The sequence below is a fragment of the Streptomyces venezuelae genome, assembly GCF_008642295.1.
GTDB classification, from domain to species: Bacteria; Actinomycetota; Actinomycetes; order Streptomycetales; family Streptomycetaceae; genus Streptomyces; species Streptomyces venezuelae_C.
This window is the reverse complement of record NZ_CP029190.1, coordinates 5,701,968-5,725,422: the sequence shown is the minus strand read 5'-3', so window position 1 is coordinate 5,725,422 and position 23,455 is coordinate 5,701,968. Positions and strand designations below refer to the sequence as shown.

The following is a 23,455-nucleotide window of genomic DNA, read 5'->3' as shown; positions in this document are numbered from 1 at the left end:
GCGCGGCTCATCCGGTGCGGCGGCTGGTGAGGAACCGGGTCAGGACGGTTCCGACGAGCAGTCCGGTGATCATTTGGCCAGCGTAGGCGAGCTGCATCACGGTGGTGGCCTGCTTGCCGGGATCGGCCTCCGGGCCGAAAGCGGCTATACCCAGCCACAGCCCCCAGGCCGCCGCGGCCGAACCCGCCACCCAGGCCAGGGCCAGCGGTCCTCGGACGGCCCGCCGACCGCCGAAGGCGAGCAGCAGCCCGCCGGCCGCACCGGCCAGGGCGCTCAGCGAGTGGACCACCGCCATCACGGCCGAATCGGAGCTCCAGGTGGCCGCCAGCCCGGCGCTCAGCCCGGCCGTGCCGCCGCACGTCCAGTAGAGCTCCACGGCCGCGAAGACCAGTGCCGCCGCCGCTCCGGCCACCGCCGCCGCCCGTATCGCAGCGGACATCGGCTGCCCGAGACGCCCCTGCCACAGGTGGCCCCAGCGCTCTCGGGCATACGGCACGAACAGTCCGGCGAGCGCCAGGGCCTGCACGGAGAAGCCGACGTAGACCACGTTGAACACCCAGGCGTCCAGGAAGGGCTCGCTCGCCCCGCCCTGCGCCGGGTCCGGCTCGCCACCGAGTGCCCGGAAGAGCGTCACCGCGGGAAACCCGCCGACGATCGGGGTGAGCAGCCCGGTCGCCGTGAACACCGGAACGGCCATCAGCCAGGCCGGTATGCGCCGCCCCCACGGCTGGGTGAGTGCGAGGACGATCACCACCAGCGCCACGTCCATCAGCAGGGTCGCGGCATTGGCGACGGTGAAGAACAGGCCCGGCTCGCGCAGCACGCTGCCCTCGGGGATCCCGATCCGGCTCCCCGCCAGCCAGGCGGTCTTGAGGGTCAGATAGGGCACGGCCGCTGCGATCGCGATGGAGCGCAGCGCCCGGCGGGCGGGGCCCAGCGGAGCGGGGGCCGTCGGAGCGGGGGCCGGCGGCGTCTGGTGCAAGTATCCCGTGGTCATGCCTCAACGATCGGGCCCGCCGCGCCCCGCCACCTCCCCCGCAATGGGGAACCCGCTCCCCCGCCCGGGGGAGGAATCACGGGCTCCGGCCTCACATCCGCCGGGTCACCAGGGTCAGCCGGTCCCGCGCCTCGAACAGCGCGGCCTTGATGGCCTGCTCGTGCCCCGGGGTCAGCCGGGCCACCGGCACCGAGCAGCTGACCGCGTCCCGGGCCGGCGTGCGGTACGGAATGTCCACACCGAAGCAGCACAGCCCGAGGGTGTTCTCCTCGCGGTCCACCGCGTACCCCTGTTCCCGTACCAGGGCCAGCTCCTCGATCAGCTGCTCCCGGTCCGTGATGGTGTGCGGGGTGACCGCCTCCAGCCGCTCGGGCAGCAGCAGCCGCACCTCGTCGTCGGTGTGGGTGGCCAGCAGGGCCTTGCCGAGCGCGGTGGAGTGCACCGGCAACCGCCGCCCCACGCGGGTGAAGGGCCGCAGATAGTGCTGGGACTGGCGGGTCGCCAGGTAGACCACGCTGGTGACGTCCAGCCGGGCCAGGTGGATCGTTTCGGTGGTCTCGTCCGAGAGCCGGTCCAGGCTGGGCCGGGCCGCCGCCACGACCTCGTCCCCGTCGATGTAGGAGCTCCCGACCAGCAGGGCCCGTACGCCGATGCCGTAGCGCGTGCCGCTCGCGTCGGTCTCCACCCAGCCGAGGTCCACCAGGGTGCGCAGCAGCATGTACAGGCTGGACTTGGGCAGTTCGAGGTCGTTCTGGATGTCGGCCAGGCTGTGCAGTCCCGGCCGGGCCGCGAAGTGCTCCAGCAACAGGACCGTGCGCACCGCCGACTTGACCGGTGCCGTCGCCGGCGCGGCGCCCGCCGCCTCCGCTGTGGACATCGACTGCCCTTCCCCTCTGTCGCCTCTCGGCACCCTTGGGCACCCATGGGCGCCGTTCGGTGCCGTTCGGTGCCACTTGTCACCTGGTGGACGCGGAAATAGAGTCCGCAGCAGGTTCGATCATTCATCCACCGGAACGGCGTTCAGAATACTGAACGATCCAGGAGGCAGTGGGCATGGCAGCAACACCAGTCTGGAGTGTGGACCCCCGCACCGGGAAGCAGCGCGAGCAGGTTGCGGCCGAGGCCACACCCCAGGACCTGGACGAAGCCGTACGGGCGGCCCACGCCTCCCGCACCGCGCTCGCCGACCGCACCGCACGGATCGCCTTCCTCCGCGCCGCCGCGGAACTGCTCGACGGATCCGCGGAGGCGGTCGTCCGCACGGCCGACGCCGAGACCGCCCTCGGGACCGCCCGCCTCACCGGCGAGCTGGCCCGCACCACCTACCAGTTGCGCGCCTTCGCCGATGCCGTCGAGGAGGGCTCCTACCTCGACATCCGGATCGACCACCCCGCCCCGGACCTGGCCCCGCCGCGGCCCGGGCTGCGCCGCTACAAGGTGCCGCTCGGCGTGGTCGCCGTGTACGCCGCCTCCAACTTCCCGCTGGCCTTCTCGGTTCCCGGCGGGGACACCGCGAGCGCCCTGGCGGCCGGCTGCCCCGTCGTGGTCAAGGCCCACCCCGACCACCCCGCCACCTCCGAGCTGTGCGGATCGCTGCTGCGCCGGGCGGCCGTCGCCGTCGGGCTGCCGGAGGCCGTGGTCGCCGTGGTCCACGGTTTCGAGGCCGGCCTGGACCTGATCCGCCATCCGCTGGTGTCCGCCGCCGGATTCACCGGTTCCATCCGCGGCGGGCGGGCCCTGTTCGACGCCGCCTCGGCCCGGCCGGTGCCCATTCCGTTCCACGGCGAGCTCGGCTCCCTCAACCCGGTCGTGGTGACCCCGTCCGCCGCCGCCGAACGCGCCGAGGAGATCGGCGCCGGCCTCGCGGGCTCGGTCACCCTCGGCGTCGGCCAGTTCTGCGTCAAGCCCGGCCTGGTCCTCGTACCGGCGGGCCCGGACGGCGACCGGCTGGCCGAGGCCCTGGCCAAGGGCCTCGCGGACACCGGCCCCGGGGTACTGCTCGACCATCGGATGCGGGACGGCTTCGTCTCCGGCGTGGCCGAGCGGGCGGCACTGCCCGAGGTCACCGCCCCGGTCGCGGCCGGCCCGGGCCCCGACGCGGGCGACGGCGGGTCCGGCGGCCACACCGTCGCCGCCGGGTTCCTCTCGGTGCCCGCCGGACGGCTCACCGATCCGGCGTACGCCGTACTGCTGGAGGAGTGCTTCGGCCCCGTGACCGTCCTCGCCCGGTACGCCGACCAGCACGAGGCGGCCACCGTCCTGGACCGGCTCCCCGGCAACCTGAGCGCCACCCTCCAGCTGTCGGCGGCCGAGACCGCGGGCGGACCCGGCCCGGCGGCCGAGCTCATCGACCGGGTCACCCGGCTGGCCGGACGGGTGGTGGTGAACGGCTGGCCCACCGGGGTCGCGGTGGCACCCGCCCAGCACCACGGCGGCCCGTACCCGGCCGCGACCTCCCACTCCACCTCGGTCGGCGGCACCGCCATCGAGCGCTGGCTGCGCCCGGTGGCGTACCAGTCGGTGCCCGACCCGCTGCTGCCGCCGGAACTGCGGGACGCCAACCCGCTCGGCCTGCCGCGCCGGGTCACCCCGTAGGGACCCCGGACCCCAGGCCCCGGACCCCGCCGGTAAATTCCGTTGCCTGCCGCGCCCGGCGCGCGGCAGGCTTTCGGCCCATGCCGAGACCTCATGGATTCACCTACGAACAGCGCACCGACGGAACCGTGCTCATCACCCATCAGGGCCGGGCCGCCGGGACGCTGCGCGGCGGCCGGGCCGAGAAGTTCCTGGCCGAGGTCGAATCCGGGAACGCACAGCTGGTGATGGCCCGCTGGACCGGCGCGTACAAGTTCGGCAACGAGCGCACCGCGAAGAACCATCCGCGCAATGCCGGCCGCCGCTGAATTGCTCCAAAGGTAAGGGAACGGCAAAGGTACCTCGGTCGTTGAGCGGTCATGACCGCAATGACCCCTGGTTCGAACCTGCCGCTCAATGCCGTCCGCGTGACGGTGGACGTGGCCGCTCCGGTACGGCTCGATGTATCGGGGCTGCTGCTCGCCGCGGACGGCAAAGTGCGTTCCGACGCCGACTTCATCTTCTACAACCAGCCGTCCGGCCCCGGTGTCACCTACCGGTCCGGCGGCGGGGCGGCACCGGACTCGATCACCGTGGACACAAGCGCCGTGCCGCCGGGCATCGAGCGGATCGTGGTGACCGCCAGCCCCGATGCCGCCGGACAGACCTTCCAGGGCATCGAGCCGACGGCGACGGTGCGCAACGCGGACGGCGGAGCGGTGATCTCCACCTTCACCCCGCCGCAGCTGGGCACCGAGACCGCGCTCGTGGTGGTCGAGGTCTACCAGCGGGGCGGGGTCTGGAAGGTCCGCGCAGTAGGCCAGGGGTATGCGAACGGCCTGGCCGGCATCGCCACCGACTTCGGCGTCTCGGTGGACGAGGAGCCCGCCGCCCCGGCGGCCCCCGCGGCGCCGGTGGCCGCGCCCGCACCCCCGGTCACCCCGGCCCCGGTCACCGCCCCTGCGCCCCCCGTCGCCCCGCCGGCCCCCGCTGCCGCCCCGGCGGCCCCCACCCTGGGCGCCGGGAAGATCAACCTGGACAAGGGCCGGGTCAACCTCCAGAAGAACCAGACGGTGTCCCTGGTCAAGGGCGGCAAGCCGCTGCTCTCCCAGGTCAAGATGGGTCTCGGCTGGGAGCCCGCGTACCGCGGCCGGGACATCGACCTCGACGCCTCGGTCATCGCGTACGGCCCGCAGCGCAATCACCTGGACAGCTGCTACTTCGGCCGGCTGTCCATCCTGGGCGGCGCGATCAAGCATTCGGGTGACAACCTGACCGGCGAGGGCGCCGGGGACGACGAGGTCATCGTGGTGGACCTGGGCCGGCTGCCCGCCGAGGCCACCGGCCTGGTGTTCACGGTGAACTCCTTCTCCGGCCAGAAGTTCACGGAGGTGGCCAAGGCCTATTGCCGCCTGATGGATGCGGCCACCGGCGAGGAGCTGGTCCGCTTCGACCTCACCACCGCCGAGCCTCAGACCGGCGTGATGATGGCCAAGTTGATCAAGCAGTTTTCCGGCGAATGGGAGATGACGGCCATGGGCGAGTTTGTGAAGTCCCGCACAGTGCGGGGCATGGTGAAGCCCGCGGCCCAGGCTCTCTGAGCAGGTGGGCGGGCCCGGCGGCACCCCCGGGGCGCCCGGGTGGGTCACCCAGGGTGACCCACCCCACCCTTAATCCGGAGGTAGCTGTCAGTGCCCGCCCGTAGCCTTGGAGACATGTACGAGACGTCCGCGCCCCCGGGTCCCGCCCGCCCGTCCGCCGCCGAGGCGAACGCGGCGATACGGCACCTGGTCGAGACCCGGTCGGAGGGCGAGGAGTGGCCCTCCGAGGCGTACGAGTTCCTGCTCGCCGAATGGGCCGCCGCCGACCACGCAGAGGTGGCCGGCAGCCAGGCCCGCTGACCCGCGCCGTCGCCGGCCCGCAGGCCGGCGACGGCCGCTGACCTGCGACGACGGGCGCTGCCTCAGTGCTTGCGACGCCAGGGCCCGGTGATCGCCAGCATGATCCCCGGGTCCTGGATGTTGGCGAACAGGGTCCGCCCGTCCGGCGAGAAGCAGACCCCGGTGAACTCGGAGAACTCCGGCTCCTCGGCGGTCCCGATGTTCAGGTCGTTGCGCGCCAGCGGATAGGTCCGCCCCGACTCCGTGGCGCCGAAGAGGTGCTGCAGACCCTCCCCGTCCTCGGCGATGATCAGCCCGCCGTACGGGGAGACGGTGATGTTGTCGGGCCCGTCGTAACCGCCGTCAACGGACGGGTCGGCATTCACCCCGAGGAGCACGGTCAGCCGGACGGTGCGCCGCTTCGGGTCGTAGAACCACACCTGCCCGTCGTGCGCGGCGCCCGGGCTCTCCTCCCGGGCGTACGAGGAGACGAAGTACGCGCCCCCGTCGGCCCACCACATGCCCTCCAGCTTGCGGGCCCGGGTGACGGCGCCGTCCGCGAACTGCTTGCGCACCGGCACGGTCCGCGCGTCCCGGTCCGGCACCGGGACCCAGTCGACCCCGTAGACGGTACCGATCCGGGTGGCCCGCGAGAGGTCGTCCACCAGCCGGCCGGAGCTGTCGAAGCACTTGGCCGCGGACAGCACCCCCGCGTCGTCCGCGAGGGTGCGCAGCCGGCCGCGCCCGTGCCGGAAGCCCTGCGGCGGAGTCCAGCGGTAGAGCAGCCCGTTGGGGCCGGAGGCGTCCTCGGTCAGGTAGGCGTCGCCCCGCTTCGGGTCGATCACCACGGCCTCGTGGTCGTACCGCCCGAAGGCCTTGATCGGCTTGGGGTCCCGGTTGGCGCGGCGGTCGTGCGGGTCGACCTCGAAGCAGTAGCCGTGGTCCTTGGTCATGCCGTTCTTGCCCGCCGGGTCGGAGTTCTCCTCGCAGGTCAGCCAGGTGCCCCAGGCGGTGGCGCCGCCGGCGCAGTTGGTCGACGTACCGGCGATGCCCACCCATTCGGCCACTTCGCCGCCGCGCCGGACCTCGACCACGGTGCAGCCGCCGGCCGCGGCCGGATCGTAGACCAGGCCCTCGGCGAGCGGTACCGGGTGCTCCCAGTTGGACCGCGCCCCCTTCAGCTCGTGGTTGTTGACCAGCAGCGTCACCCCGCGGTGGCCGGCGAAGGCGGCGGTGCCGTCGTGGTTGGAGGGGGTGTACTCGCCGGATTCCAGCCGGGTGACGCCGCTGTGCGTGAGCACCCGGTACGAGAAGCCGGCCGGCAGGGCCAGCAGGCCCGCCGGATCGGGGAGCAGCGGGCCGTACCCCGGTGCGCAGGGCCGGCCGTGCTCGTCGCGCAGACTGCTCTCGTCGGCCGCCAGGGCACCCGGCGCGGTGGCGAGGGCACCGACCGTACCGGTGAGGGCGACTCCCGCGCCGGCGAGGACGGAACGGGCGGCGAAGTCTCTGCGGGTAAGCGGCATCGGGTCTCCAGAGGTGGGGAGTTGGTGCGCCTGTCGTACGGTCGGCGCACACCTTCCCGCCCGTACGTGAACGGCCGCTGAATTCCCCACGACCGCCGGGCGTCCCCTTGCAGGTGGCCGGAATGGCCAACTCCGGCTGATAAACGGCGCGTTAAGCGTGCCTGGACCGGGCCTTGAACGCGGACTTACGGGCCTCCTTGGCGGCCTTCCGGTCCGGGTGCAGCCGGCCCATCGCCTCCAGCACCTCGGCCGTGGCCGGGTGTTCCACCCGCCACACGGTGTCGAAGAAGCCGCTGTGCCGCTCGGTCAGGCTGGCCATCAGTCCGGACAGCTCGTCCGTCTCCCCGCCGGCCGCCAGCTGGGCGGCCAGGGTGTCCAGGGTCAGCCAGAAGACCATCGTCTCGGTCGGGGCGGGAATGCCGGCCGCGCCGTGCTCGGCGAGCCAGACCCGGGCCAGACCGCCCAGCTCCGGATCGTCGAGCACGGCCCGCACCACCGGCTCGACCTCGGCCCCGGCATCGACCTCGGCACCGGCACCGGCACCGGCACCGGCACCGGAATGGCCCCCCACATGACCGCCCGCCAGCGACAGCGCCTGCTGGCAGCGCAGCCGGCGCAGCGGCCCGCCCGCGTCCCCGCCCCGGGCCGCGGCCAGCAGCTCGGCGGCGGCGGCCGACCGGTCCCGCCCGGCCGCCAGCCACAGCTCGATCTCCGCCTGCGCGGTGTCCTCGGAGAACCCGGACACCGCATCGAGCAGCACGTCGGCACCCTTGTCCGCCAGATCACCGACGGCGGGGACCTCGATCCCGGCCTCCTGCATCCGCGCCCGGATCCCGTACAGCCCGAGCGGAGTGAGCCGGACCAGCCCGTACCGGGAGACGTCCTCGTCGTCCGCGATGCCCGGAACGCCGAGCTCGGCGAACTCCTCGTCGTCGGCCTCCGCCATCAGCGCCTCGTCCACCGGCTGGAACTCGACCAGCCCGATCGGCTCCAGCTGCCGGAACTGGTCGTCCAGCCGCATCATCGCGTCGGACACCTGCTCCAGGACCTCCTCGGTGGGGTCTCCCATGTCCTCGGGCACCACCATGGAGGCCGCAAGCACGGGCAGCGGCACGGGCCCCTCGCCCGCCCCGCCCTCGGCGACCGTGAGCAGGTAGAGGTTGGCGAGTACCCCGTCGAGGAAGTCCGACTCGCGCTGCGGGTCCCAGTCGAGCTGCTCGAAGTCGATCTCGCCGCCCGCGTCGAGGGCGTCGACCAGGTCCTCCAGGTCCGGTACCGCGGCGTCCGCGAGGACCGAATCGAGGGCCGCGAGCCACAGGTCCAGTACGTCCCCGGGGGTGCCGCCGGTCACCAGAGCCAGGTCCTCGCCGGGCTCGGCGCTCGCGAACCCGCCCTCGTCGGTGTCCCGTTCGACGTCCTCCGGCTCGGTCACCTCCACCAGGCCGGCGTCGACGGCGACCCGCCAGGCCTGGCTCGCGTACGCCGGGCCGTCCGGGTCCGTACCGAGCCCCAGCAGCCCGGCCGCCTCGGGCAGCTGCTCGTCGAGGAGTTCACCGCCGGCGCCGACCCGGGTACCGGGGCCGGCCCAGCGGGCCAGCCGTACGGCGGCGGAGAGCAGGGGGGTCGCGAGGGCGTCACGGGCCAGTTCCGCCTCGGAGTGCAGCCGTACCGGCGGCAGCAGGGGATGCGACTCTGCGGACATGGGGGGCACTCCTCGCAAAACAAACGGCAGGTGGGCGCGACAGCGGTCCAGGGTAGACGCATTCCGGACCCCCCTGACGAGCCGATGACGTCGGTTCATCCGACAGTCGTCTGCCGTCTTCCCTGGAGACCTTGACAAGTGGGCTGCTCAGACAGGAAATTGACGCGCGTAGATCTCTCACAGATCGCACCGCCACTCCGCATTCCCTCATCCACACCTCCGGAGTCCTGCCCATGCGTTCCTCGCATACCCGTTCCGCCGCCGTCGCGGCCGTCGTGGCGTCCGCACTCGCCACCGGCCTGCTCGCGGGTTCCGCCGACGCGGCCGAAGGCGCCGCGTCCGCCGACCCGGTACGCATCCACGACATCCAGGGCACCACCCGTATATCGCCCCTGGTCGGCAAGCAGGTCGCCGATGTCGAAGGCATCGTGACCGGCGTCCGGACCTACGGTTCGCGCGGCTTCTGGATCCAGGACCCGCAGGCCGACGACAACGACGCAACCAGCGAAGGCGTCTTCGTCTTCACCAGCTCGGTCCCCACCGTCGCCGTCGGCGACGCCGTCAAGGTCTCCGGCCTGGTGGGCGAGTACGTCCCCGGCGGGCTGAACTCCGGCAACCAGTCGGTGACCCAGATCTCCAAGCCCACGGTGACCGTGGTCTCCTCGGGCAACCCGCTGCCGGAGGCCGTGCACATCAACGAGTACTCGGTGCCCGCCGAGTACGCCCCGGCCGGCGACCCGGCCGCCGCGGGCAGCATCAACGGCCTCGCCCTGGAGCCCTCCCGCTACGCGCTGGACTACTACGAGTCCCTCGAGGGCACCAGCGTCCGCATCGGCACCTCCCGGGTGGTCGGCGCCACCTCCCCGTACGCGGACCTGTGGGTCACCGTGAAGGGCTGGGAGAACAACACGCGCCGCGGCGGCACCCTCTACGGCTCGTACGAGTCCCAGAACACCGGCCGGCTGATGATCCAGCAGCTCACCCCGCTGGCCCAGCAGCCCTTCCCGGTGGCGAACGTCGGCGACCGGCTGACCGGCACCACCGAGGGCCCCCTGGACTTCAACCAGTTCGGTGGCTACACGCTGGCCGCCCGCACCATGGGCACCGTGCAGTCCAAGGGCCTGCAGCGCGAGAAGACCAAGGCGCAGAGCGCGAACGAGCTCGCGGTGGCGACGTACAACGTCGAGAACCTGGACCCGAGCGACCCCCAGGAGAAGTTCGACGCGCTGGCGAAGGCCGTGGTCGAGAACCTGGCCTCGCCCGACGTGCTGGCCCTGGAGGAGATCCAGGACGACACCGGCGCCAAGAACGACGGAATCGTTTCGGCAAACCAGACCCTGACCAAGTTCACCGAGGCCGTCAAGGCCGCGGGCGGCCCCGCCTACCGGTGGACCACCGTCGACCCGGAGAACAACAAGGACGGCGGCGAGCCCGGCGGCAACATCCGCCAGGTGTTCCTCTACAACCCCGAGCGGGTCTCCTTCACCGAGCGCGCCCCGGGTGACGCGGTGACCGCGACCGGCGTGGTGCAGGAGCAGGGCAAGGCCGCCCTCACCCACTCCCCCGGTCGTATCGACCCGGCGAACGCCGCCTGGGAGAACAGCCGCAAGCCGCTGGCCGGCGAGTTCGTGTTCCGCGGCAAGACGGTCTTCGTGATCGCCAACCACTTCGGCTCCAAGGGCGGGGACGAGAGCCTGACCTCGCACCACCAGCCGCCGGTACGGTCCTCCGAGGCCAAGCGGCTGCAGCAGGCGCAGTCGGTGAACGGCTTCGTCAAGCAGATCCTGGCGGCGCAGAAGAACGCGAACGTGGTCGTCCTCGGCGACATCAACGACTTCGAGTTCTCGGACACGACAAAGGCGCTGACGGACGGCGGGGCGCTGTACGCGGCGGTCAACTCGCTGCCGAAGTCGGAGCGCTACTCGTACGTCTTCCAGGGCAACTCGCAGGTGCTGGACCAGATCCTGACCAGCCCGGCGATCAAGGGCTTCAGCTACGACAGCGTCCACATCAACGCGGAGTTCGCGGACCAGAACAGCGACCACGACCCGCAGGTGCTGCGCTTCCGCCCGTAGTCACGACGGGCGGAGAGAGGGCCCCGGCCGCCGTCCCGGCCGGGGCCCTCGGCCTGTCCGGGCTCCGGGCCGGGCGGGGTCCGGGCCGGCCCGGGCCGGGTCCGGGTCCGGAGCGTGATCCTGGACACAGCCCTACTCAGCGGGCGATTTGTGGTGTTGAGTGTCCCCACGCACGATCTTGCACCGCCCACACTCCTGTTCGGAGGACCGCGTGTTCCCCTCCCTCTCCCTCGCTCAGGACATCGGCCTGGCCATCCTGGTCGGGGCCGTCCTCGTCGGGATCGTGGGCCTCGGCCACCTGCGGCGGAACCGACGCTCCCACCCCGCCGAGCCGGCCGCCTTCGAGGGCCCCTCGGTGATCCCGGCCCAGCGGACCTCCTCCGCCCACCCGATGGAGTCGGTGGAACTCACCGAAGCCGAGAAGGAGGCCTTCGCGGGCCTGATCCGCGCCTTCCCGCAGCGTTGACACCTGCCGACCACGCGAAAAACGCCCTCCTGCCGAGGCAGGAGGGCGTTTCGGTACCGAAGCCGAAGCCGAAGCCGGGGGCCGGCGTCAGTTGTGGCTGTGGAGCACCTCGTTCAGGCCGCCCCAGGTCGCCTTGTACGGGCGGGCCTCGACCGCGCCGGTCACCGAGTTGCGGCGGAAGAGGATGTTGTTGGCGCCGGACAGCTCCAGGGCCTTGACGATCTGGCCGTCCGGGAGGGTGACGCGGGTGCCCGCGGTCACGTACAGGCCGGCCTCGACGACGCACTCGTCGCCCAGCGCGATGCCGACGCCCGCCTCGGCGCCGATGAGGGTGCGCTCGCCGATCGAGATGATCTGCTTGCCGCCGCCCGAGAGGGTGCCCATCGTGGAGGCGCCGCCGCCGATGTCGGAGCCGTCGCCGACCACCACGCCCGCAGAGATCCGGCCCTCGACCATGGAGGTGCCGAGGGTGCCCGCGTTGAAGTTGACGAAGCCCTCGTGCATGACGGTGGTGCCCTCGGCGAGGTGCGCGCCCAGCCGGACCCGGTCGGCGTCGGCGATGCGTACGCCCTTCGGGGCGACGTAGTCCGTCATCCGCGGGAACTTGTCGATCGAGGTGACCTGGAGGTGCAGGCCCTCGGCGCGGGCGTTGAGGCGGACGGCCTCGACCTGGTCGACGGCGACCGGGCCCAGCGAGGTCCAGGCGACGTTGGCCAGCAGGCCGAACACGCCGTCCAGGCTCTGGCCGTGCGGCTTGACCAGGCGGTGGCTCAGCAGGTGCAGGCGCAGGTACGCGTCGTGCGCGTCCAGCGGCTTGTCCTCCAGGGAGGAGATGACCGTGCGGACGGCTACGACCTCGACGCCGCGGACCGCGTCCGAGCGGATGGCCTTGGCCGCGGCGGCGCCGAGGAGCTCGACCGCCCGCTCGGCGGTGAGGCGCTCGGTGCCGGCCGGGCCGGCCTCTTCGACCAGCTCGGGGGCGGGGAACCAGGTGTCGAGGACGGTGCCGTCGGGGGTGATGGTGGCAAGTCCGGCGGCGACGGCGCCGGTGGTACGCGTAGCTGTCATGCCCGAAACCTAACCGGCGACGGCCCGAGGTTGCGAACCGGTCTCATGTGCCGGTCCTGCCGCGTGTCGCGCCGCCTCGCCCGCCGCGCAGCGCGCCCCCCGCCGGTCCCGTACGGACATGTACAGGACGGCGGTGCCGGCCAGGCCCGCCGCCAGCACGCACAGCGGCCAGAGCAGGCCCGGCGCGGCGGCGTAGAGGGCTCCGCCGAGCGGGGCGCCGAGCACCACGCCGCTGACGGACACCCCCGCGTACAGGCTCTGGAACCGCCCGATCGCATGCTCGGGCGCCTGGTCGGCGACGTACGCGGTGGCGGTGGTCTTGTACAGGATCTCGCCGAGGCTGAGCAGCAGCATCATGACCACGGCGGTGGCCACGCCCGCGCCGCCGAGCAGGGCCGCGTACCCGGCGCCGACCAGGAGCAGCCCGGTGCCGACGATCCGCAGTGGCGGGCGGTTGCGGAGGGCCATGGCGGCCGGCAGTTCGAGCAGCAGGATGATCGCGCCGTTCAGCGCGATGATCAGCCCGAAGGCGCCGATGTCGAGGCCGTGGTCGGCGAGGAAGACCGGGAAGGTGAAGTACTGCTGCCGGTAGACCAGGTCCACGACGAGGACGGCAGCGAGGAGGACGAGGACGGCGGGCCGGGCCCGGAGCTCCCGCCACACCCCGCCGCGGCTCCCCCCGCCGGCCGGGACCGCGGCCGGCCGTGCGGCACCGCGCGCCGGGACCACCCGGGCGGTCCACAGGGCGAGAAAGAGGGTGCCGAGCCCGTCGGCGACGAACAGCCAGTCGTACGAGAACCCGGTGGCGACCAGTGCGCCGAGCGGCGGGCCGAGCGCGAAGCCGCCGTTGGAGACGCAGCGGATGACGGCGAAGGACTGGCGCCGGGCGCCCGCCGGCACGATCACCGCGACCAGGGCGGAATTCGCGGCGCGGATGACCCCGGTGGCGTACTCGGCGGCGGGCAGCACGACGAACAGCAGGGTGGTGCCGAGCAGCGGAAGGCTCATCAGGAGCAGCCCGGCCACCGCGGCGGCGGCGAGCAGCACCCTGCGGTGGCCGTAGCGGTCCCCGAACCAGCCGCCGGTGAAGTTCCCGGCCACCGTGCCGAGGCCGCCGATGCCGGTGATCAGGCCGGCGGTGCCGGCTCCGAGGCCGCGCGGGCCGGTCAGGTAGAGGAAGACGAAGACGAAGGTGAGGCTGACCACGGCGTTGACGAACACCCCGGCCGAAAGCAGCCACACCGCCCTCGGCACGTCCTTGAACCCTTGGCGCACGCGCCTCTCCCCCTACTGATCCCCGAGTCAGTTCCTTTTGGGAACTCACTGTGCCAGCATGACAGCCTCGGGTCAACGGACGAAGGAGGTCCCCATGGCCCAGCGCACGAACCTCGGCGACGCCGACTGCTCCATCGCGCAGGCGCTGGACGTGGTGGGCGACTGGTGGACGCTGCTGATCGTGCGCGACGCAGCGCGCGGCCTGGAGCGCTTCGAGGAGTTCCAGCGGGAGCTGGGAGTCTCCCGGAAGGTGCTCGCCGAGCGGCTGAAGCTGCTCGTGGAGGCGGGGGTGCTGGTGCGGGAGCCGTACCAGGAGCGCCCGGTGCGGCACGCGTACCGGCTGAGCCCGCGCGGCCGGGCGCTGCTGCCGGTCCTGGTCGCCCTCCAGGACTGGGGGGACACCTGGGTCCTGGGAGAGGGAGAGATGACGGCGACCACCGACGAGGCCTCGCGGGAGGCGGCCCGCGTGCATGCGCTGCGCGGCACCCGGCTGCCGGAGCTGCTGCTGCCGGACCGTTTCGGCGAACTGCGCGACCCGGTCGCACCGGACACCGCGTACACGGTCCTGTACTGCTTTCCCGGCGCGTACGCCCGGGCCGAGTCCTACCCGCCCGGCTGGGCCGGCATCCCCGGGGCGCGGGGCTGCACGCTGGAGTCCTGTACCTACCGGGACCGGCTGGCGGAGTTCACGGCGGCGGGCGCGACGGTGCACGGGGTGTCCACCCAGCGCCCCGACGAGCAGCGGGAGTTCGCCGAACACGAACGCCTCCGCTTCCCGCTGCTCTCGGACGCGGACCTGGCACTGACGGCGGCCCTGCGGCTGCCGACGTTCCGGGCGGCAGGGGTGAGCCGGCTGAAGCGGGCGACCCTGGTGGTGAGCCGGGACCGGACGGTCCGGGAGGTCCTGTACCCGGTCCGGGACATCGAGGCGAGCGTCACGGCCGCCCTCGCGGCGGTCCGCGGCGCCCCCTGAGCGGTTACGGAGTGCCGAGTACCCGGGACAGGATCTCGCGGGTGTACGCCTCGTCGTATTCCGCGTCCGTCAGCAGCACCTGCAGGGTGATGCCGTCCATCACCGCCACCAGGGCGCGGGCCGTGACCGGGTCCGTGTGGTCCGCCAGGGCGCCGGCCATCGCCTCGCACCACTCCGCCGCCACCGGGCGGAGCGCCGGGCGGCGCAGCGCCGCGAGGTACAGCTCGTACTCGAGTTCCGCGCGGGCCCGGTCGGCCGCGAGGAGTTCGCCGAGCAGCCGGGCGAGCGCCCCGGCCAGGTCCGCTGCCGGGTCCCCGGCCGGGGCGGACAGGGCCGGGTGGGCCGCGACCGTCGCCGCGAAGCCCTCGTTGGACCGGCGCAGCGCCGCGACCAGGAGTTCGTCGAGGGTCTTGAAGTGGTAGGTGGTCGAGCCGAGCGGTACGTCGGCCTCGGCGGCCACGCTGCGGTGGCTGAGCCCGGCGATGCCCTTGGCGCCGACCACCCGGATCGCCGCGTCGATGATCCGCTCCCGCCGGTCCGGGTCGTACCGCCGGACCCCCGCCATCAGTGCGCCCCGCCGAGGTTGAGCAGGACCACCCCGGCGATCACCAGCGCGATTCCGGCGATCTTCGCGGCGGTGGCGGCCTCGCCCAGGAAGAGCATGCCGATCGCGGCGATCGCGGCGGTGCCGACCCCGGCCCAGATGGCATAGGCGGTGCCGACCGACATCGACTTCAGGGTCTGCGCGAGCAGGCTGAAGGCGATGACGTAGCCCAGCACGGTGCCGAGCGAGGGCCAGAGCTTGGAGAACCCCTCGCTGTATTTCATGGCGGTGGTTCCGGCGACCTCGGCGGCTATGGCCGCGGCAAGCAGTACGTAAGGCATGCGTACAACTGTACACAACGATACGTACAGCTGTACGCATCAGCCTGGGATACGGTGTCGTCGCACATCAGGGGACGGGACTCACAACGGAGTACAACGTGTCACAGAACGAGGGGCGGGGAACCCCGGAACAGTCGGGGCAGCCGGAGCCGGCAGCACCCACGCCCATACCGCCGGCCGGACCGCCGGCAGACCCACCGGCCACGGCTCCCCCGGCCGGTCCGTACCCGGGCCCCGGCCCGTACCCGAACCCCGGTCCGTATCCGGCGGCGCACCACGGCGCCCACCAGTGGGGCGGTGGCTGGCTGCCGCCCCTGCCGCCGCGCCCCGGTGTCATCCCGCTGCGCCCGCTGGGCCTCGGGGACGTCTTCGGCGGTGCCTTCAGCACCATGGGCCGCTACTGGAAGCAGCTCATCGGCTTCTTCCTCGCCGTGCAGTTTGCGACGCTGCTGGTGGTCGTCGCCCTCGCCGCGATCGGCATGGCCATCACCTGGAGCCATCTGGACCCGGTCTTCGACCCCGGCTACGGGCAGGACCCGCCGCGGGAGGACCTGGTACCGGTCCTGGCCACCTTCATCCCGCTCGGTGTGATCGCCGTGGGAGTGGCCCTGGTGGGCTTCTCGCTGACCAGCGCCGCCATGCCGGTCCTCGTCCAGGAGGGGGTGCTCGGCCGGCCGGTCACCTTCGGCACCCTGTTCCGCAGGGCCTGGGCCAGGACCGCCTCCGTACTCGGTGTCACCGTGCTGACCGGCCTGCTGGCCGCGATCCCGCTGGCGGCGTTCTTCCTCATCGGCATCCCGCTGAGCGAGGCCGCGGAGGCGGACGGGGCCGGCACCGACGGCTCGGCGAACTTCGTGACGCTGCTGCCGCTGCTGCTGCTCCTGGTCTTCTTCCCGTTCGCCGTGTGGATCTGGATCCGCTACGGCCTGGCGACGGCAGCCGCCGTCTGTGAGGAGGTCGGCCCGGTCACCGCCATGCGGCGCTCGGCGAAGCTGGTCCGGGGCAGCTGGTGGCGGATCTTCGGCATCAGCCTGCTCATCGGGCTGGCGGCCCTCGTCATGGCCTACATCATCCAGATCGTGTTCACCTTGATCGGTGTCATGGTGATGTTCCCGGCCCTCGCCCTGACCGGCCCGGACGCCGACGTCACGGCCGGGGTGGTCATCCTGTTCACGCTGTACGCGCTGTTCTCGGTGATCGGCAGCGCCCTGGGCCAGCTGATCTTCCCCACCCTGTCACAGCTGGCGTCCGCACTGCTCTACGTCGACCAGCGGATCCGCCGGGAGGACCTGATCTCCGGCCTGCTCGCCGCCAACACCCCGGGGCCGCGCCCGTAGGCAGGACATGGGAAGGCCCCCGGCACGGTGTGCCGGGGGCCTTCCCATGTCACGGACGGCCCGGAGGCCGGCTCAGACGTTGAAACCGAGGGCGCGCAGCTGCTCGCGGCCGTCATCGGTGATCTTGTCCGGGCCCCACGGCGGCATCCAGACCCAGTTGATCCGGAGCTCGCTGACGATGCCGTCGGTCGCCGACTTGGCCTGGTCCTCGATCACGTCCGTCAGCGGGCAGGCCGCCGAGGTCAGCGTCATGTCCAGGGTCGCGATGTTCGCGTCGTCGATGTGGATGCCGTAGATCAGGCCCAGGTTGACGACGTCGATGCCCAGCTCGGGGTCGACCACGTCGTAGAGGGCCTCACGGACCTCCTCCTCGGTGGCCGGCTTGATCGACGCCTCGGGCGTCGCGTTCTCGGTCATGCCGTCTTCCTCTCCGCGCCATCGCCCAAAGCCTGGGCGGTCGCGTCCTTCCACGCCATCCAGCTCAGCAGAGCACACTTGACGCGCGCCGGGTACTTGGAGACGCCGATGAACGCCACCGCGTCCTCCAGCACCTCCTCCATCGCCTCGTCGGGCTCGATCTTGCCCTTGGACTGCATCATCTCCAGGAAAGCACCCTGGATCTTCTGCGCCTCGGCGAGCTCCTTGCCGACGAGCAGCTCGTTCAGTACGGAGGCACTGGCCTGGCTGATGGAGCAGCCCTGGCCCTCGTAGCTGACGTCGGTCAGCGTCTGGCCGTCGTACTTCACGCGCAGCGTGATCTCGTCACCGCACGTCGGATTGACGTGGTGCACCTCGGCGTCGCCGTCGCGCAGGCCACGCCCGTGGGGGTGCTTGTAGTGGTCCAGGATCAGTTCCTGGTACATCGAATCCAGCTTCACAGCGCCTCGAAGTCCCGTCCTCGTCGTCTTCGTCAGCCGAAGAAGTTCCGTACGTGCTCCAGCCCGTCGATCAGCGCATCGACATCGGCCGGAGAGGAGTACAGGTAGAACGACGCTCGCGTGGTCGCAGGAATTCCGTACCGCAGGCAGACCGGGCGCGCGCAGTGGTGGCCCACCCGGACCGCGATGCCCTGCTCGTCCAGGACCTGACCCACATCGTGCGGGTGGATGTCACCCAGGGTGAAGGAGATCGCGGCGCCGCGGTCCTCGGCCGTGGTGGGGCCGATGATCCGCAGGTCGGGGACCTCCTGCAGGCGCCGGACGGCGTATTCGGTGATCGCGTGCTCGTGCGCGGCGATCTTGTCCATGCCGATCGCGGTCAGGTAGTCCACGGCCGCACCGAGGCCGACGGCCTGGGCGATCGGGGGCGTGCCCGCCTCGAACTTGTGGGGTGCCGGGGCGTAGGTGGAGGAGTGCATCGAGACGGTCTCGATCATCTCGCCGCCTCCGAGGAACGGGGGCAGGTCCTCCAGCAGCTCCTGGCGGCCCCAGAGGACGCCGATGCCGGTCGGGCCGCACATCTTGTGGCCGGTGAAGGCCACGAAGTCGGCGCCGAGGGCCTGGACGTCCAGCGGCATGTGCGGAGCGGCCTGCGAGGCGTCGATCAGCACCAGCGCGCCGACCTCCTGGGCCCGCCGGACGATCGTCTCGACCGGGTTGACCGTGCCCAGGATGTTGGAGACCAGCGTGAAGGAGACGATCTTCGTCTTCTCCGTGATGACCTCTTCGATGTCGGACAGGTCGAGCCGGCCGTCGTCGGTGAGGCCGAACCACTTCAGCTTCGCGCCGGTGCGCTGCGAGAGCAGCTGCCACGGCACGATGTTGGAGTGGTGCTCCATCTCCGTGATGGCGATCTCGGTCTCGCGGTCGACCCGGTAGGGCTCTTCCGCCCAGCCGAGCATGTTGGCGACCAGGTTGAGCGACTCGGAGGCGTTCTTGGTGAAGATCACCTCGTCGCGGCTCGGTGCGTTGATGAAGGCGGCCACCTTGTCGCGGGCGCCTTCGTACAGTGCCGTGGCCTCCTCGGCGAGCACGTGCACGCCACGGTGGACGTTCGCGTTGTGGCGCTCGTAGTAGGCGTTCAGCGCGTCGAGCACCTGGCGCGGCTTCTGCGAGGTCGCCGCGTTGTCCAGGTAAACGATCTTCTTCCCGTCGTGGACCACACGATCCAGCAGGGGGAAGTCCTTGCGGATCGCCTCGGTGTCGAGGAGGCCAGGCAGCTGTGTCACGCGGTTGCGCCACCCTTCACGTACTTGTCGTAGCCCTCGGCCTCCAGCTGGTCGGCGAGCTCGGCGCCGCCGGACTCGGCGATGCGGCCGTTCGCGAACACGTGCACGAAGTCGGGCTTGATGTAGCGCAGGATGCGCGTGTAGTGGGTGATCAGCAGGGTGCCGACCTCGCCGCCCTCGCGGACGCGGTTGACGCCCTCGGAGACGATGCGCAGGGCATCCACGTCCAGGCCGGAGTCGGTCTCGTCGAGGATCGCGATCTTCGGCTTGAGGAGCTCCAGCTGGAGGATCTCGTGGCGCTTCTTCTCACCGCCGGAGAAGCCCTCGTTGACGTTGCGCTCGGCGAAGGCCGGGTCCATGGAGAGACGCTCCATGGCCTCCTTGACCTCCTTCACCCAGGTGCGCAGCTTGGGGGCCTCGCCGCGGATGGCGGTGGCGGAGGTCCGCAGGAAGTTGGAGACCGAGACACCGGGAACCTCGACCGGGTACTGCATGGCGAGGAAGACGCCGGCGCGGGCGCGCTCGTCGACGGACATCTCCAGGACGTCTTCACCGTCGAGGGTCACCGTGCCACCGGTGATCGTGTACTTCGGGTGGCCGGCCAGCGAGTACGCGAGGGTGGACTTGCCGGAGCCGTTCGGACCCATGATGGCGTGCGTCTCACCCTGCTTGACGGTGAGGTCGACGCCCTTGAGGATCTCGCGGGTGCCACTCGCAGAGTCACCAGTCTCGACGGAGACGTGCAGGTCGTGGATTTCAAGCGTTGCCATGGGTGCCTCAGGACTCCTGGGTGAGGGAGACGAGCACGTCGTCCCCTTCGATCTTTACGGGGTAAACGGGGACGGGGCGCGTCGCGGGAAGGCCGGACGGCTTGCCGGTGCGCAGGTCGAAGGCCGACCCGTGCAGCCAGCACTCGATCTGGCAGTCCTCGACCTCGCCCTCCGAGAGGGACACGTTCGCGTGCGAGCAGATGTCGTGGATCGCGAACACCTCCCCGTCGGTGGAGACGATGGACACCGGCGTGCCGTCGAGTTCCACCCGCTTGGGGGTGTCCTCCTCCAGCTCGCTCAGCGCACAGGCCTTGACGTAGGTCATCAGACGGACGCCTCGAGTTCGGCCTCGATCTTCGAGATCAGCCGCTCCTCGATGTCGGCGACGCCGATCTGCTGGACCAGCTCGGCGAAGAAGCCGCGCACCACCAGACGGCGGGCCTCGTCGGCCGGGATGCCGCGGGCCTGGAGGTAGAAGAGCTGCTCGTCGTCGAAGCGGCCGGTCGCGGAGGCGTGGCCGGCGCCGACGATCTCGCCGGTCTCGATCTCCAGGTTCGGCACCGAGTCGACCCGCGCGCCGTCCGTGAGGACGAGGTTGCGGTTCATCTCGTAGGTGTCGGTGCCCTCGGCGGTCTTCTGGATGAGTACGTCGCCGATCCACACCGCGTGGGCGCCTTCGCCCTGCAGGGCGCCCTTGTAGACCACGTTGGACTTGCAGTGCGGGGCGTCGTGGGTGACCAGGAGGCGGTGCTCCTGGTGCTGGGAGGCGTCGGTGAAGTACAGACCGAGCATCTCGGCCTCGCCGCCGGGGCCCGCGTAGCTGACGCGCGGGTGCAGGCGGACGACGTCGCCGCCGAAGGTGACGACCACGGACTTGAAGCTCGCGTCGCGGCCGATCAGCGCGTTGTGCTGGGAGGTGTGGACGGCGGTGTCGTCCCAGTCCTGCACGGACACGAAGGTGACCTTGGCGCCGTCGCCGACGAGGATGTCGACGTTGGCGGCGCGCACGCCGTCACCGGTGTGGTCGATCACGATGATCGCCTCGGCGAACGGCTTGATGTCGAAGACGGTGTGCCCGAAGGTCGTGCCGCCCTCGCCGTGCAGGGCGACGCGGATCGGCTCGGCGAGCACGGTCTCCTTGGGCACGGTGACGACCGTGGCCTTGGCGAACGAGGTGAAGGCCTGGGCGGAGACCCGGTCCACCGGGGTGCCGGCCTTGCCGATGCGCTCGTCGCCGCGGTCCACGGACTCGACCGTGACGCCCTCGGGGGCGTCGATCTGGGCCTTCATGGTGCCGTTGGCGACGGCGGTGCCGTCGTGGAGTCCGCGCAGCCGCTCCAGCGGGGTGAAGCGCCACTCCTCCTCGCGGCCGTGCGGCACGGGGAAGTCGGCCACGTCGAAGGACGGGGGCGCGCTCATCCGGGTGGCGACGGTGGACTCGGCGGCCACCGCGATCGAGCCGGCGGTGGTGGAACCCACCGGAATATTCTGAGCCTCAGCCATGGCTGTCGTCTTGCTCTCTTCCTGCGTCTTGCGTCAAAGGGGATCTGCGCTGCGGGCGGGCCGCGGCCGGACTAGCCGACCGAGCCCTCCATCTGCAGCTCGATCAGCCGGTTGAGCTCCAGCGCGTACTCCATGGGCAGCTCCTTCGCGATCGGCTCGACGAAGCCGCGCACGATCATGGCCATGGCCTCGAACTCCGACATGCCGCGCTGCATCAGGTAGAACAGCTGGTCGTCGGAGACCTTGGAGACGGTCGCCTCGTGGCCCATGGTCACGTCGTCCTCGCGGACGTCCACGTAGGGGTACGTGTCCGAGCGGGAGATGGTGTCGACGAGCAGGGCGTCGCAGAGGACGTTGCTCTTGGAGCCGGCGGCGCCCTCGCCGATCTCGACCAGGCCGCGGTAGGAGGTACGGCCGCCGCCCCGCGCCACCGACTTGGAGACGATGTTGGAGGAGGTGTTCGGCGCCATGTGGACCATCTTGGAGCCGGCGTCCTGGTGCTGGCCCTCGCCCGCGAAGGCGATGGAGAGGGTCTCGCCCTTGGCGTGCTCGCCCATCAGGTAGACGGCCGGGTACTTCATGGTGACCTTGGAACCGATGTTGCCGTCGATCCACTCCATGGTCGCGCCCTCGTACGCCACGGCGCGCTTGGTGACCAGGTTGTAGACGTTGTTCGACCAGTTCTGGATCGTCGTGTAGCGGCACCGGCCGCCCTTCTTCACGATGATCTCGACCACGGCGCTGTGCAGCGAGTCGGAGGAGTAGATCGGGGCGGTGCAGCCCTCGACGTAGTGGACGTAGGCGTCCTCGTCGACGATGATCAGCGTCCGCTCGAACTGGCCCATGTTCTCCGTGTTGATACGGAAGTAGGCCTGGAGCGGGATCTCCACCTGCACGCCCTTGGGCACGTAGATGAACGAGCCGCCCGACCACACGGCGGTGTTCAGGGAGGCGAACTTGTTGTCGCCGACCGGGATGACGGTGCCGAAGTACTCCTTGAAGAGTTCCTCGTGCTCCTTCAGCGCGGTGTCGGTGTCGACGAAGATGACGCCCTGCTCCTCCAGGTCCTCGCGGATCTGGTGGTAGACGACCTCGGACTCGTACTGGGCGGCGACGCCGGCGACCAGGCGCTGCTTCTCCGCCTCCGGGATGCCGAGCTTGTCGTACGTGTTCTTGATGTCCTCGGGCAGGTCCTCCCAGGAAGCAGCCTGCTTCTCGGTGGAACGCACGAAGTACTTGATGTTGTCGAAGTCGATGCCGGAGAGGTCGGAGCCCCAGGTCGGCATGGGCTTCTTGTCGAAGAGCTTGAGGCCCTTGAGGCGGAGCTTCAGCATCCACTCGGGCTCGTTCTTCTTCGAGGAGATGTCGCGGACGACGTCCTCGTTCAGTCCGCGCTTGGCAGCGGCACCGGCCGCGTCGGAGTCGGCCCAGCCGTACTCGTACTTGCCCAGACCCTCAAGTTCAGGGTGAGCAGTCTCCGTGGTCATGCGGGGTTCCTCCCGGCCGTGCTTCCAGATGCTGATGTGGTTGCCTGTGCTGCGCTTCGCGGAATGAAGGTGGTGCACACCCCGTCGCCGTGGGCAATCGTGGCGAGACGCTGCACATGCGTCCCGAGCAGGCGTGAGAAGACCTCGGTCTCCGCCTCGCACAGCTGCGGGAACTGCTCGGCGACATGGGCGACCGGGCAGTGGTGCTGACAGAGCTGTTCTCCGCTGTGCGGACCGGGAGCGCTCTTCGCCGTAGCAGCGTACCCGTCCACGGTCAACGCCTTGGCCAGGGCCTCGGTGCGGTCCGCGGGGTCCGCCGCGTCGACTGCCACCCGGTAGGCCTCGGCCTGCGCGTCCAGCCGCGCCTTCGCGAAGGCGGCCACGGCCGCCTCGCCCTGTTCGCCGCCGCCCGCGGACTGCGCGATCCAGCGCAGGGCGTCCGCGGCGAGGGTGTCGTAGGACTGGTCGAAGGCGTCACGCCCGCAGTCGGTGAGCGCGAAGACCTTGGCGGGCCTGCCCCGGGTGCGCGTGCCGTACACGCGCTGCTCACGGGGTGCGACCACGTCGTCGGCGACGAGCGTGTCGAGATGGCGGCGGACGGCGGCCTGGGTGAGGCCGAGACGCTGGGCGAGGTCGGCGACGGTGGACGGACCGTGGTCCAGGATGGACCGCGCGACCCGGTTGCGGGTGGACCGCTCCCCGGTCGCGAGCTCCCCCTGGGGGGTCTCGATCAGCCGTTCGCCGTTTTTCACAACGCCATTGTTGCGTAATTA

At 71.2% G+C, this 23,455-nt stretch carries 24 protein-coding genes; 8 read left to right on the top strand and 16 right to left on the bottom strand.

What is annotated here, in order from left to right:
- Positions 1 to 7 precede the first annotated feature (7 nt).
- Entirely contained in the window at positions 8 to 997 is a 990-nt protein-coding gene (locus DEJ50_RS25760) for a hypothetical protein (protein WP_223837908.1), read from the bottom strand.
- Positions 998 to 1,088: 91 nt separating this feature from the next.
- Entirely contained in the window at positions 1,089 to 1,874 is a 786-nt protein-coding gene (locus DEJ50_RS25755; RefSeq protein WP_150210482.1) for an IclR family transcriptional regulator, read from the bottom strand.
- 176 nt (positions 1,875 to 2,050) lie between these two features.
- On the opposite strand from DEJ50_RS25755, the gene DEJ50_RS25750 reads away from it, so the two are divergent.
- The 4 genes from DEJ50_RS25750 (at position 2,051) to DEJ50_RS25735 (ending at position 5,472) form a co-directional block, all read left to right on the top strand.
- Positions 2,051 to 3,592 (top strand): aldehyde dehydrogenase (NADP(+)), encoded by a 1,542-nt coding sequence (locus DEJ50_RS25750; RefSeq protein ID WP_150210481.1) that lies wholly within the window; start codon positions 2,051 to 2,053, stop codon positions 3,590 to 3,592.
- 80 nt (positions 3,593 to 3,672) lie between these two features.
- Positions 3,673 to 3,900: a hypothetical protein gene (locus tag DEJ50_RS25745; RefSeq protein WP_150210480.1), complete on the top strand. Its 228-nt coding sequence runs from the start codon at positions 3,673 to 3,675 to the stop codon at positions 3,898 to 3,900.
- A gap of 51 nt (positions 3,901 to 3,951) precedes the next feature.
- A complete protein-coding gene (locus DEJ50_RS25740; protein WP_150210479.1) occupies positions 3,952 to 5,172 on the top strand; it encodes a TerD family protein in 1,221 nt (406 codons plus the stop codon).
- A gap of 114 nt (positions 5,173 to 5,286) precedes the next feature.
- Positions 5,287 to 5,472: a hypothetical protein gene (locus DEJ50_RS25735; protein WP_150210478.1), complete on the top strand. Its 186-nt coding sequence runs from the start codon at positions 5,287 to 5,289 to the stop codon at positions 5,470 to 5,472.
- A 62-nt stretch (positions 5,473 to 5,534) separates the two neighbouring features.
- Here the strand turns inward: DEJ50_RS25735 and DEJ50_RS25730 are convergent, their stop codons facing one another.
- Together DEJ50_RS25730 and DEJ50_RS25725 are read right to left on the bottom strand one after the other, a co-directional pair.
- Positions 5,535 to 6,974, bottom strand: a complete 1,440-nt coding sequence (locus DEJ50_RS25730) for an alkaline phosphatase PhoX (RefSeq protein ID WP_150210477.1) — start codon at positions 6,972 to 6,974, stop codon at positions 5,535 to 5,537.
- Positions 6,975 to 7,125: 151 nt separating this feature from the next.
- Positions 7,126 to 8,676 (bottom strand): hypothetical protein, encoded by a 1,551-nt coding sequence (locus tag DEJ50_RS25725; protein WP_150210476.1) that lies wholly within the window; start codon positions 8,674 to 8,676, stop codon positions 7,126 to 7,128.
- Positions 8,677 to 8,909: 233 nt separating this feature from the next.
- Here DEJ50_RS25725 and DEJ50_RS25720 point away from each other — a divergent pair, with 233 nt between their 5' ends.
- Together DEJ50_RS25720 and DEJ50_RS25715 are read left to right on the top strand one after the other, a co-directional pair.
- The gene (locus tag DEJ50_RS25720; protein WP_150210475.1) at positions 8,910 to 10,751 is read left to right on the top strand and encodes an endonuclease/exonuclease/phosphatase family protein; all 1,842 of its coding nucleotides are present in this window, start codon (positions 8,910 to 8,912) and stop codon (positions 10,749 to 10,751) included.
- Positions 10,752 to 10,962: 211 nt separating this feature from the next.
- On the top strand, positions 10,963 to 11,217 hold the full coding sequence (locus tag DEJ50_RS25715) for a hypothetical protein (RefSeq protein WP_150210474.1): 255 nt from the start codon (positions 10,963 to 10,965) through the stop codon (positions 11,215 to 11,217).
- Between the two features lie 87 nt (positions 11,218 to 11,304).
- Here the strand turns inward: DEJ50_RS25715 and dapD are convergent, their stop codons facing one another.
- A complete protein-coding gene (dapD, locus tag DEJ50_RS25710) occupies positions 11,305 to 12,285 on the bottom strand; it encodes a 2,3,4,5-tetrahydropyridine-2,6-dicarboxylate N-succinyltransferase (protein WP_150210473.1) in 981 nt (326 codons plus the stop codon).
- A gap of 9 nt (positions 12,286 to 12,294) precedes the next feature.
- Positions 12,295 to 13,560 carry an MFS transporter gene (locus DEJ50_RS25705; RefSeq protein ID WP_150210472.1) on the bottom strand — a complete coding sequence of 422 codons (1,266 nt, stop codon included), beginning with the start codon at positions 13,558 to 13,560 and terminating at the stop codon, positions 12,295 to 12,297.
- 94 nt (positions 13,561 to 13,654) lie between these two features.
- Here DEJ50_RS25705 and DEJ50_RS25700 point away from each other — a divergent pair, with 94 nt between their 5' ends.
- A complete protein-coding gene (locus tag DEJ50_RS25700; RefSeq protein ID WP_150210471.1) occupies positions 13,655 to 14,533 on the top strand; it encodes a winged helix-turn-helix transcriptional regulator in 879 nt (292 codons plus the stop codon).
- Between the two features lie 4 nt (positions 14,534 to 14,537).
- Here DEJ50_RS25700 and DEJ50_RS25695 read toward each other — a convergent pair whose 3' ends face one another.
- On the bottom strand, positions 14,538 to 15,098 hold the full coding sequence (locus tag DEJ50_RS25695) for a TetR/AcrR family transcriptional regulator (RefSeq protein WP_150210470.1): 561 nt from the start codon (positions 15,096 to 15,098) through the stop codon (positions 14,538 to 14,540).
- The gene (locus tag DEJ50_RS25690; protein ID WP_150210469.1) at positions 15,098 to 15,418 is read right to left on the bottom strand and encodes a DMT family transporter; all 321 of its coding nucleotides are present in this window, start codon (positions 15,416 to 15,418) and stop codon (positions 15,098 to 15,100) included. Before DEJ50_RS25690 ends, DEJ50_RS25695 begins: the two co-directional genes overlap by 1 nt.
- A 98-nt stretch (positions 15,419 to 15,516) precedes the next feature.
- Between DEJ50_RS25690 and DEJ50_RS25685 the strand changes: the two genes are divergently transcribed.
- Positions 15,517 to 16,755: a hypothetical protein gene (locus DEJ50_RS25685; protein WP_150210468.1), complete on the top strand. Its 1,239-nt coding sequence runs from the start codon at positions 15,517 to 15,519 to the stop codon at positions 16,753 to 16,755.
- Between the two features lie 72 nt (positions 16,756 to 16,827).
- Here the strand turns inward: DEJ50_RS25685 and DEJ50_RS25680 are convergent, their stop codons facing one another.
- From DEJ50_RS25680 to DEJ50_RS25645, 8 genes are all read right to left on the bottom strand, one after another.
- A complete protein-coding gene (locus DEJ50_RS25680; protein ID WP_030009139.1) occupies positions 16,828 to 17,172 on the bottom strand; it encodes a metal-sulfur cluster assembly factor in 345 nt (114 codons plus the stop codon).
- Entirely contained in the window at positions 17,169 to 17,633 is a 465-nt protein-coding gene (sufU, locus tag DEJ50_RS25675) for a Fe-S cluster assembly sulfur transfer protein SufU (protein WP_150210467.1), read from the bottom strand. The genes DEJ50_RS25680 and sufU overlap by 4 nt, the downstream gene beginning before the upstream one ends.
- A 32-nt stretch (positions 17,634 to 17,665) precedes the next feature.
- Positions 17,666 to 18,922 carry a cysteine desulfurase gene (locus DEJ50_RS25670; RefSeq protein ID WP_150210466.1) on the bottom strand — a complete coding sequence of 419 codons (1,257 nt, stop codon included), beginning with the start codon at positions 18,920 to 18,922 and terminating at the stop codon, positions 17,666 to 17,668.
- Positions 18,919 to 19,692, bottom strand: a complete 774-nt coding sequence (gene sufC, locus DEJ50_RS25665) for a Fe-S cluster assembly ATPase SufC (RefSeq protein WP_150210465.1) — start codon at positions 19,690 to 19,692, stop codon at positions 18,919 to 18,921. Before sufC ends, DEJ50_RS25670 begins: the two co-directional genes overlap by 4 nt.
- A gap of 7 nt (positions 19,693 to 19,699) precedes the next feature.
- Entirely contained in the window at positions 19,700 to 20,017 is a 318-nt protein-coding gene (locus DEJ50_RS25660) for a bifunctional 3-phenylpropionate/cinnamic acid dioxygenase ferredoxin subunit (protein ID WP_150210464.1), read from the bottom strand.
- Positions 20,017 to 21,195, bottom strand: coding sequence for a Fe-S cluster assembly protein SufD (gene sufD, locus DEJ50_RS25655; RefSeq protein ID WP_150210463.1), 1,179 nt, complete (start codon positions 21,193 to 21,195; stop codon positions 20,017 to 20,019). The genes DEJ50_RS25660 and sufD overlap by 1 nt, the downstream gene beginning before the upstream one ends.
- A 71-nt stretch (positions 21,196 to 21,266) precedes the next feature.
- A complete protein-coding gene (gene sufB, locus DEJ50_RS25650) occupies positions 21,267 to 22,682 on the bottom strand; it encodes a Fe-S cluster assembly protein SufB (RefSeq protein WP_150210462.1) in 1,416 nt (471 codons plus the stop codon).
- Positions 22,679 to 23,434: a helix-turn-helix transcriptional regulator gene (locus tag DEJ50_RS25645; RefSeq protein WP_150210461.1), complete on the bottom strand. Its 756-nt coding sequence runs from the start codon at positions 23,432 to 23,434 to the stop codon at positions 22,679 to 22,681. The genes sufB and DEJ50_RS25645 overlap by 4 nt, the downstream gene beginning before the upstream one ends.
- Positions 23,435 to 23,455: the final 21 nt, after the last annotated feature.

What these genes read in the sequence shown, in the direction of transcription:
- DEJ50_RS25760 (WP_223837908.1), bottom strand. Translation starts at nt 997, where the DNA reads ATGACCACGGGATACTTGCACCAGACGCCGCCGGCCCCCGCTCCGACG.
- DEJ50_RS25755 (WP_150210482.1), bottom strand. Translation starts at nt 1,874, where the DNA reads ATGTCCACAGCGGAGGCGGCGGGCGCCGCGCCGGCGACGGCACCGGTC.
- DEJ50_RS25750 (WP_150210481.1), top strand. Translation starts at nt 2,051, where the DNA reads ATGGCAGCAACACCAGTCTGGAGTGTGGACCCCCGCACCGGGAAGCAG.
- DEJ50_RS25745 (WP_150210480.1), top strand. Translation starts at nt 3,673, where the DNA reads ATGCCGAGACCTCATGGATTCACCTACGAACAGCGCACCGACGGAACC.
- DEJ50_RS25740 (WP_150210479.1), top strand. Translation starts at nt 3,952, where the DNA reads ATGACCGCAATGACCCCTGGTTCGAACCTGCCGCTCAATGCCGTCCGC.
- DEJ50_RS25735 (WP_150210478.1), top strand. Translation starts at nt 5,287, where the DNA reads ATGTACGAGACGTCCGCGCCCCCGGGTCCCGCCCGCCCGTCCGCCGCC.
- DEJ50_RS25730 (WP_150210477.1), bottom strand. Translation starts at nt 6,974, where the DNA reads ATGCCGCTTACCCGCAGAGACTTCGCCGCCCGTTCCGTCCTCGCCGGC.
- DEJ50_RS25725 (WP_150210476.1), bottom strand. Translation starts at nt 8,676, where the DNA reads ATGTCCGCAGAGTCGCATCCCCTGCTGCCGCCGGTACGGCTGCACTCC.
- DEJ50_RS25720 (WP_150210475.1), top strand. Translation starts at nt 8,910, where the DNA reads ATGCGTTCCTCGCATACCCGTTCCGCCGCCGTCGCGGCCGTCGTGGCG.
- dapD (WP_150210473.1), bottom strand. Translation starts at nt 12,285, where the DNA reads ATGACAGCTACGCGTACCACCGGCGCCGTCGCCGCCGGACTTGCCACC.
- DEJ50_RS25700 (WP_150210471.1), top strand. Translation starts at nt 13,655, where the DNA reads ATGGCCCAGCGCACGAACCTCGGCGACGCCGACTGCTCCATCGCGCAG.
- DEJ50_RS25695 (WP_150210470.1), bottom strand. Translation starts at nt 15,098, where the DNA reads ATGGCGGGGGTCCGGCGGTACGACCCGGACCGGCGGGAGCGGATCATC.
- DEJ50_RS25690 (WP_150210469.1), bottom strand. Translation starts at nt 15,418, where the DNA reads ATGCCTTACGTACTGCTTGCCGCGGCCATAGCCGCCGAGGTCGCCGGA.
- DEJ50_RS25680 (WP_030009139.1), bottom strand. Translation starts at nt 17,172, where the DNA reads ATGACCGAGAACGCGACGCCCGAGGCGTCGATCAAGCCGGCCACCGAG.
- sufC (WP_150210465.1), bottom strand. Translation starts at nt 19,692, where the DNA reads ATGGCAACGCTTGAAATCCACGACCTGCACGTCTCCGTCGAGACTGGT.
- DEJ50_RS25660 (WP_150210464.1), bottom strand. Translation starts at nt 20,017, where the DNA reads ATGACCTACGTCAAGGCCTGTGCGCTGAGCGAGCTGGAGGAGGACACC.
- sufD (WP_150210463.1), bottom strand. Translation starts at nt 21,195, where the DNA reads ATGGCTGAGGCTCAGAATATTCCGGTGGGTTCCACCACCGCCGGCTCG.
- sufB (WP_150210462.1), bottom strand. Translation starts at nt 22,682, where the DNA reads ATGACCACGGAGACTGCTCACCCTGAACTTGAGGGTCTGGGCAAGTAC.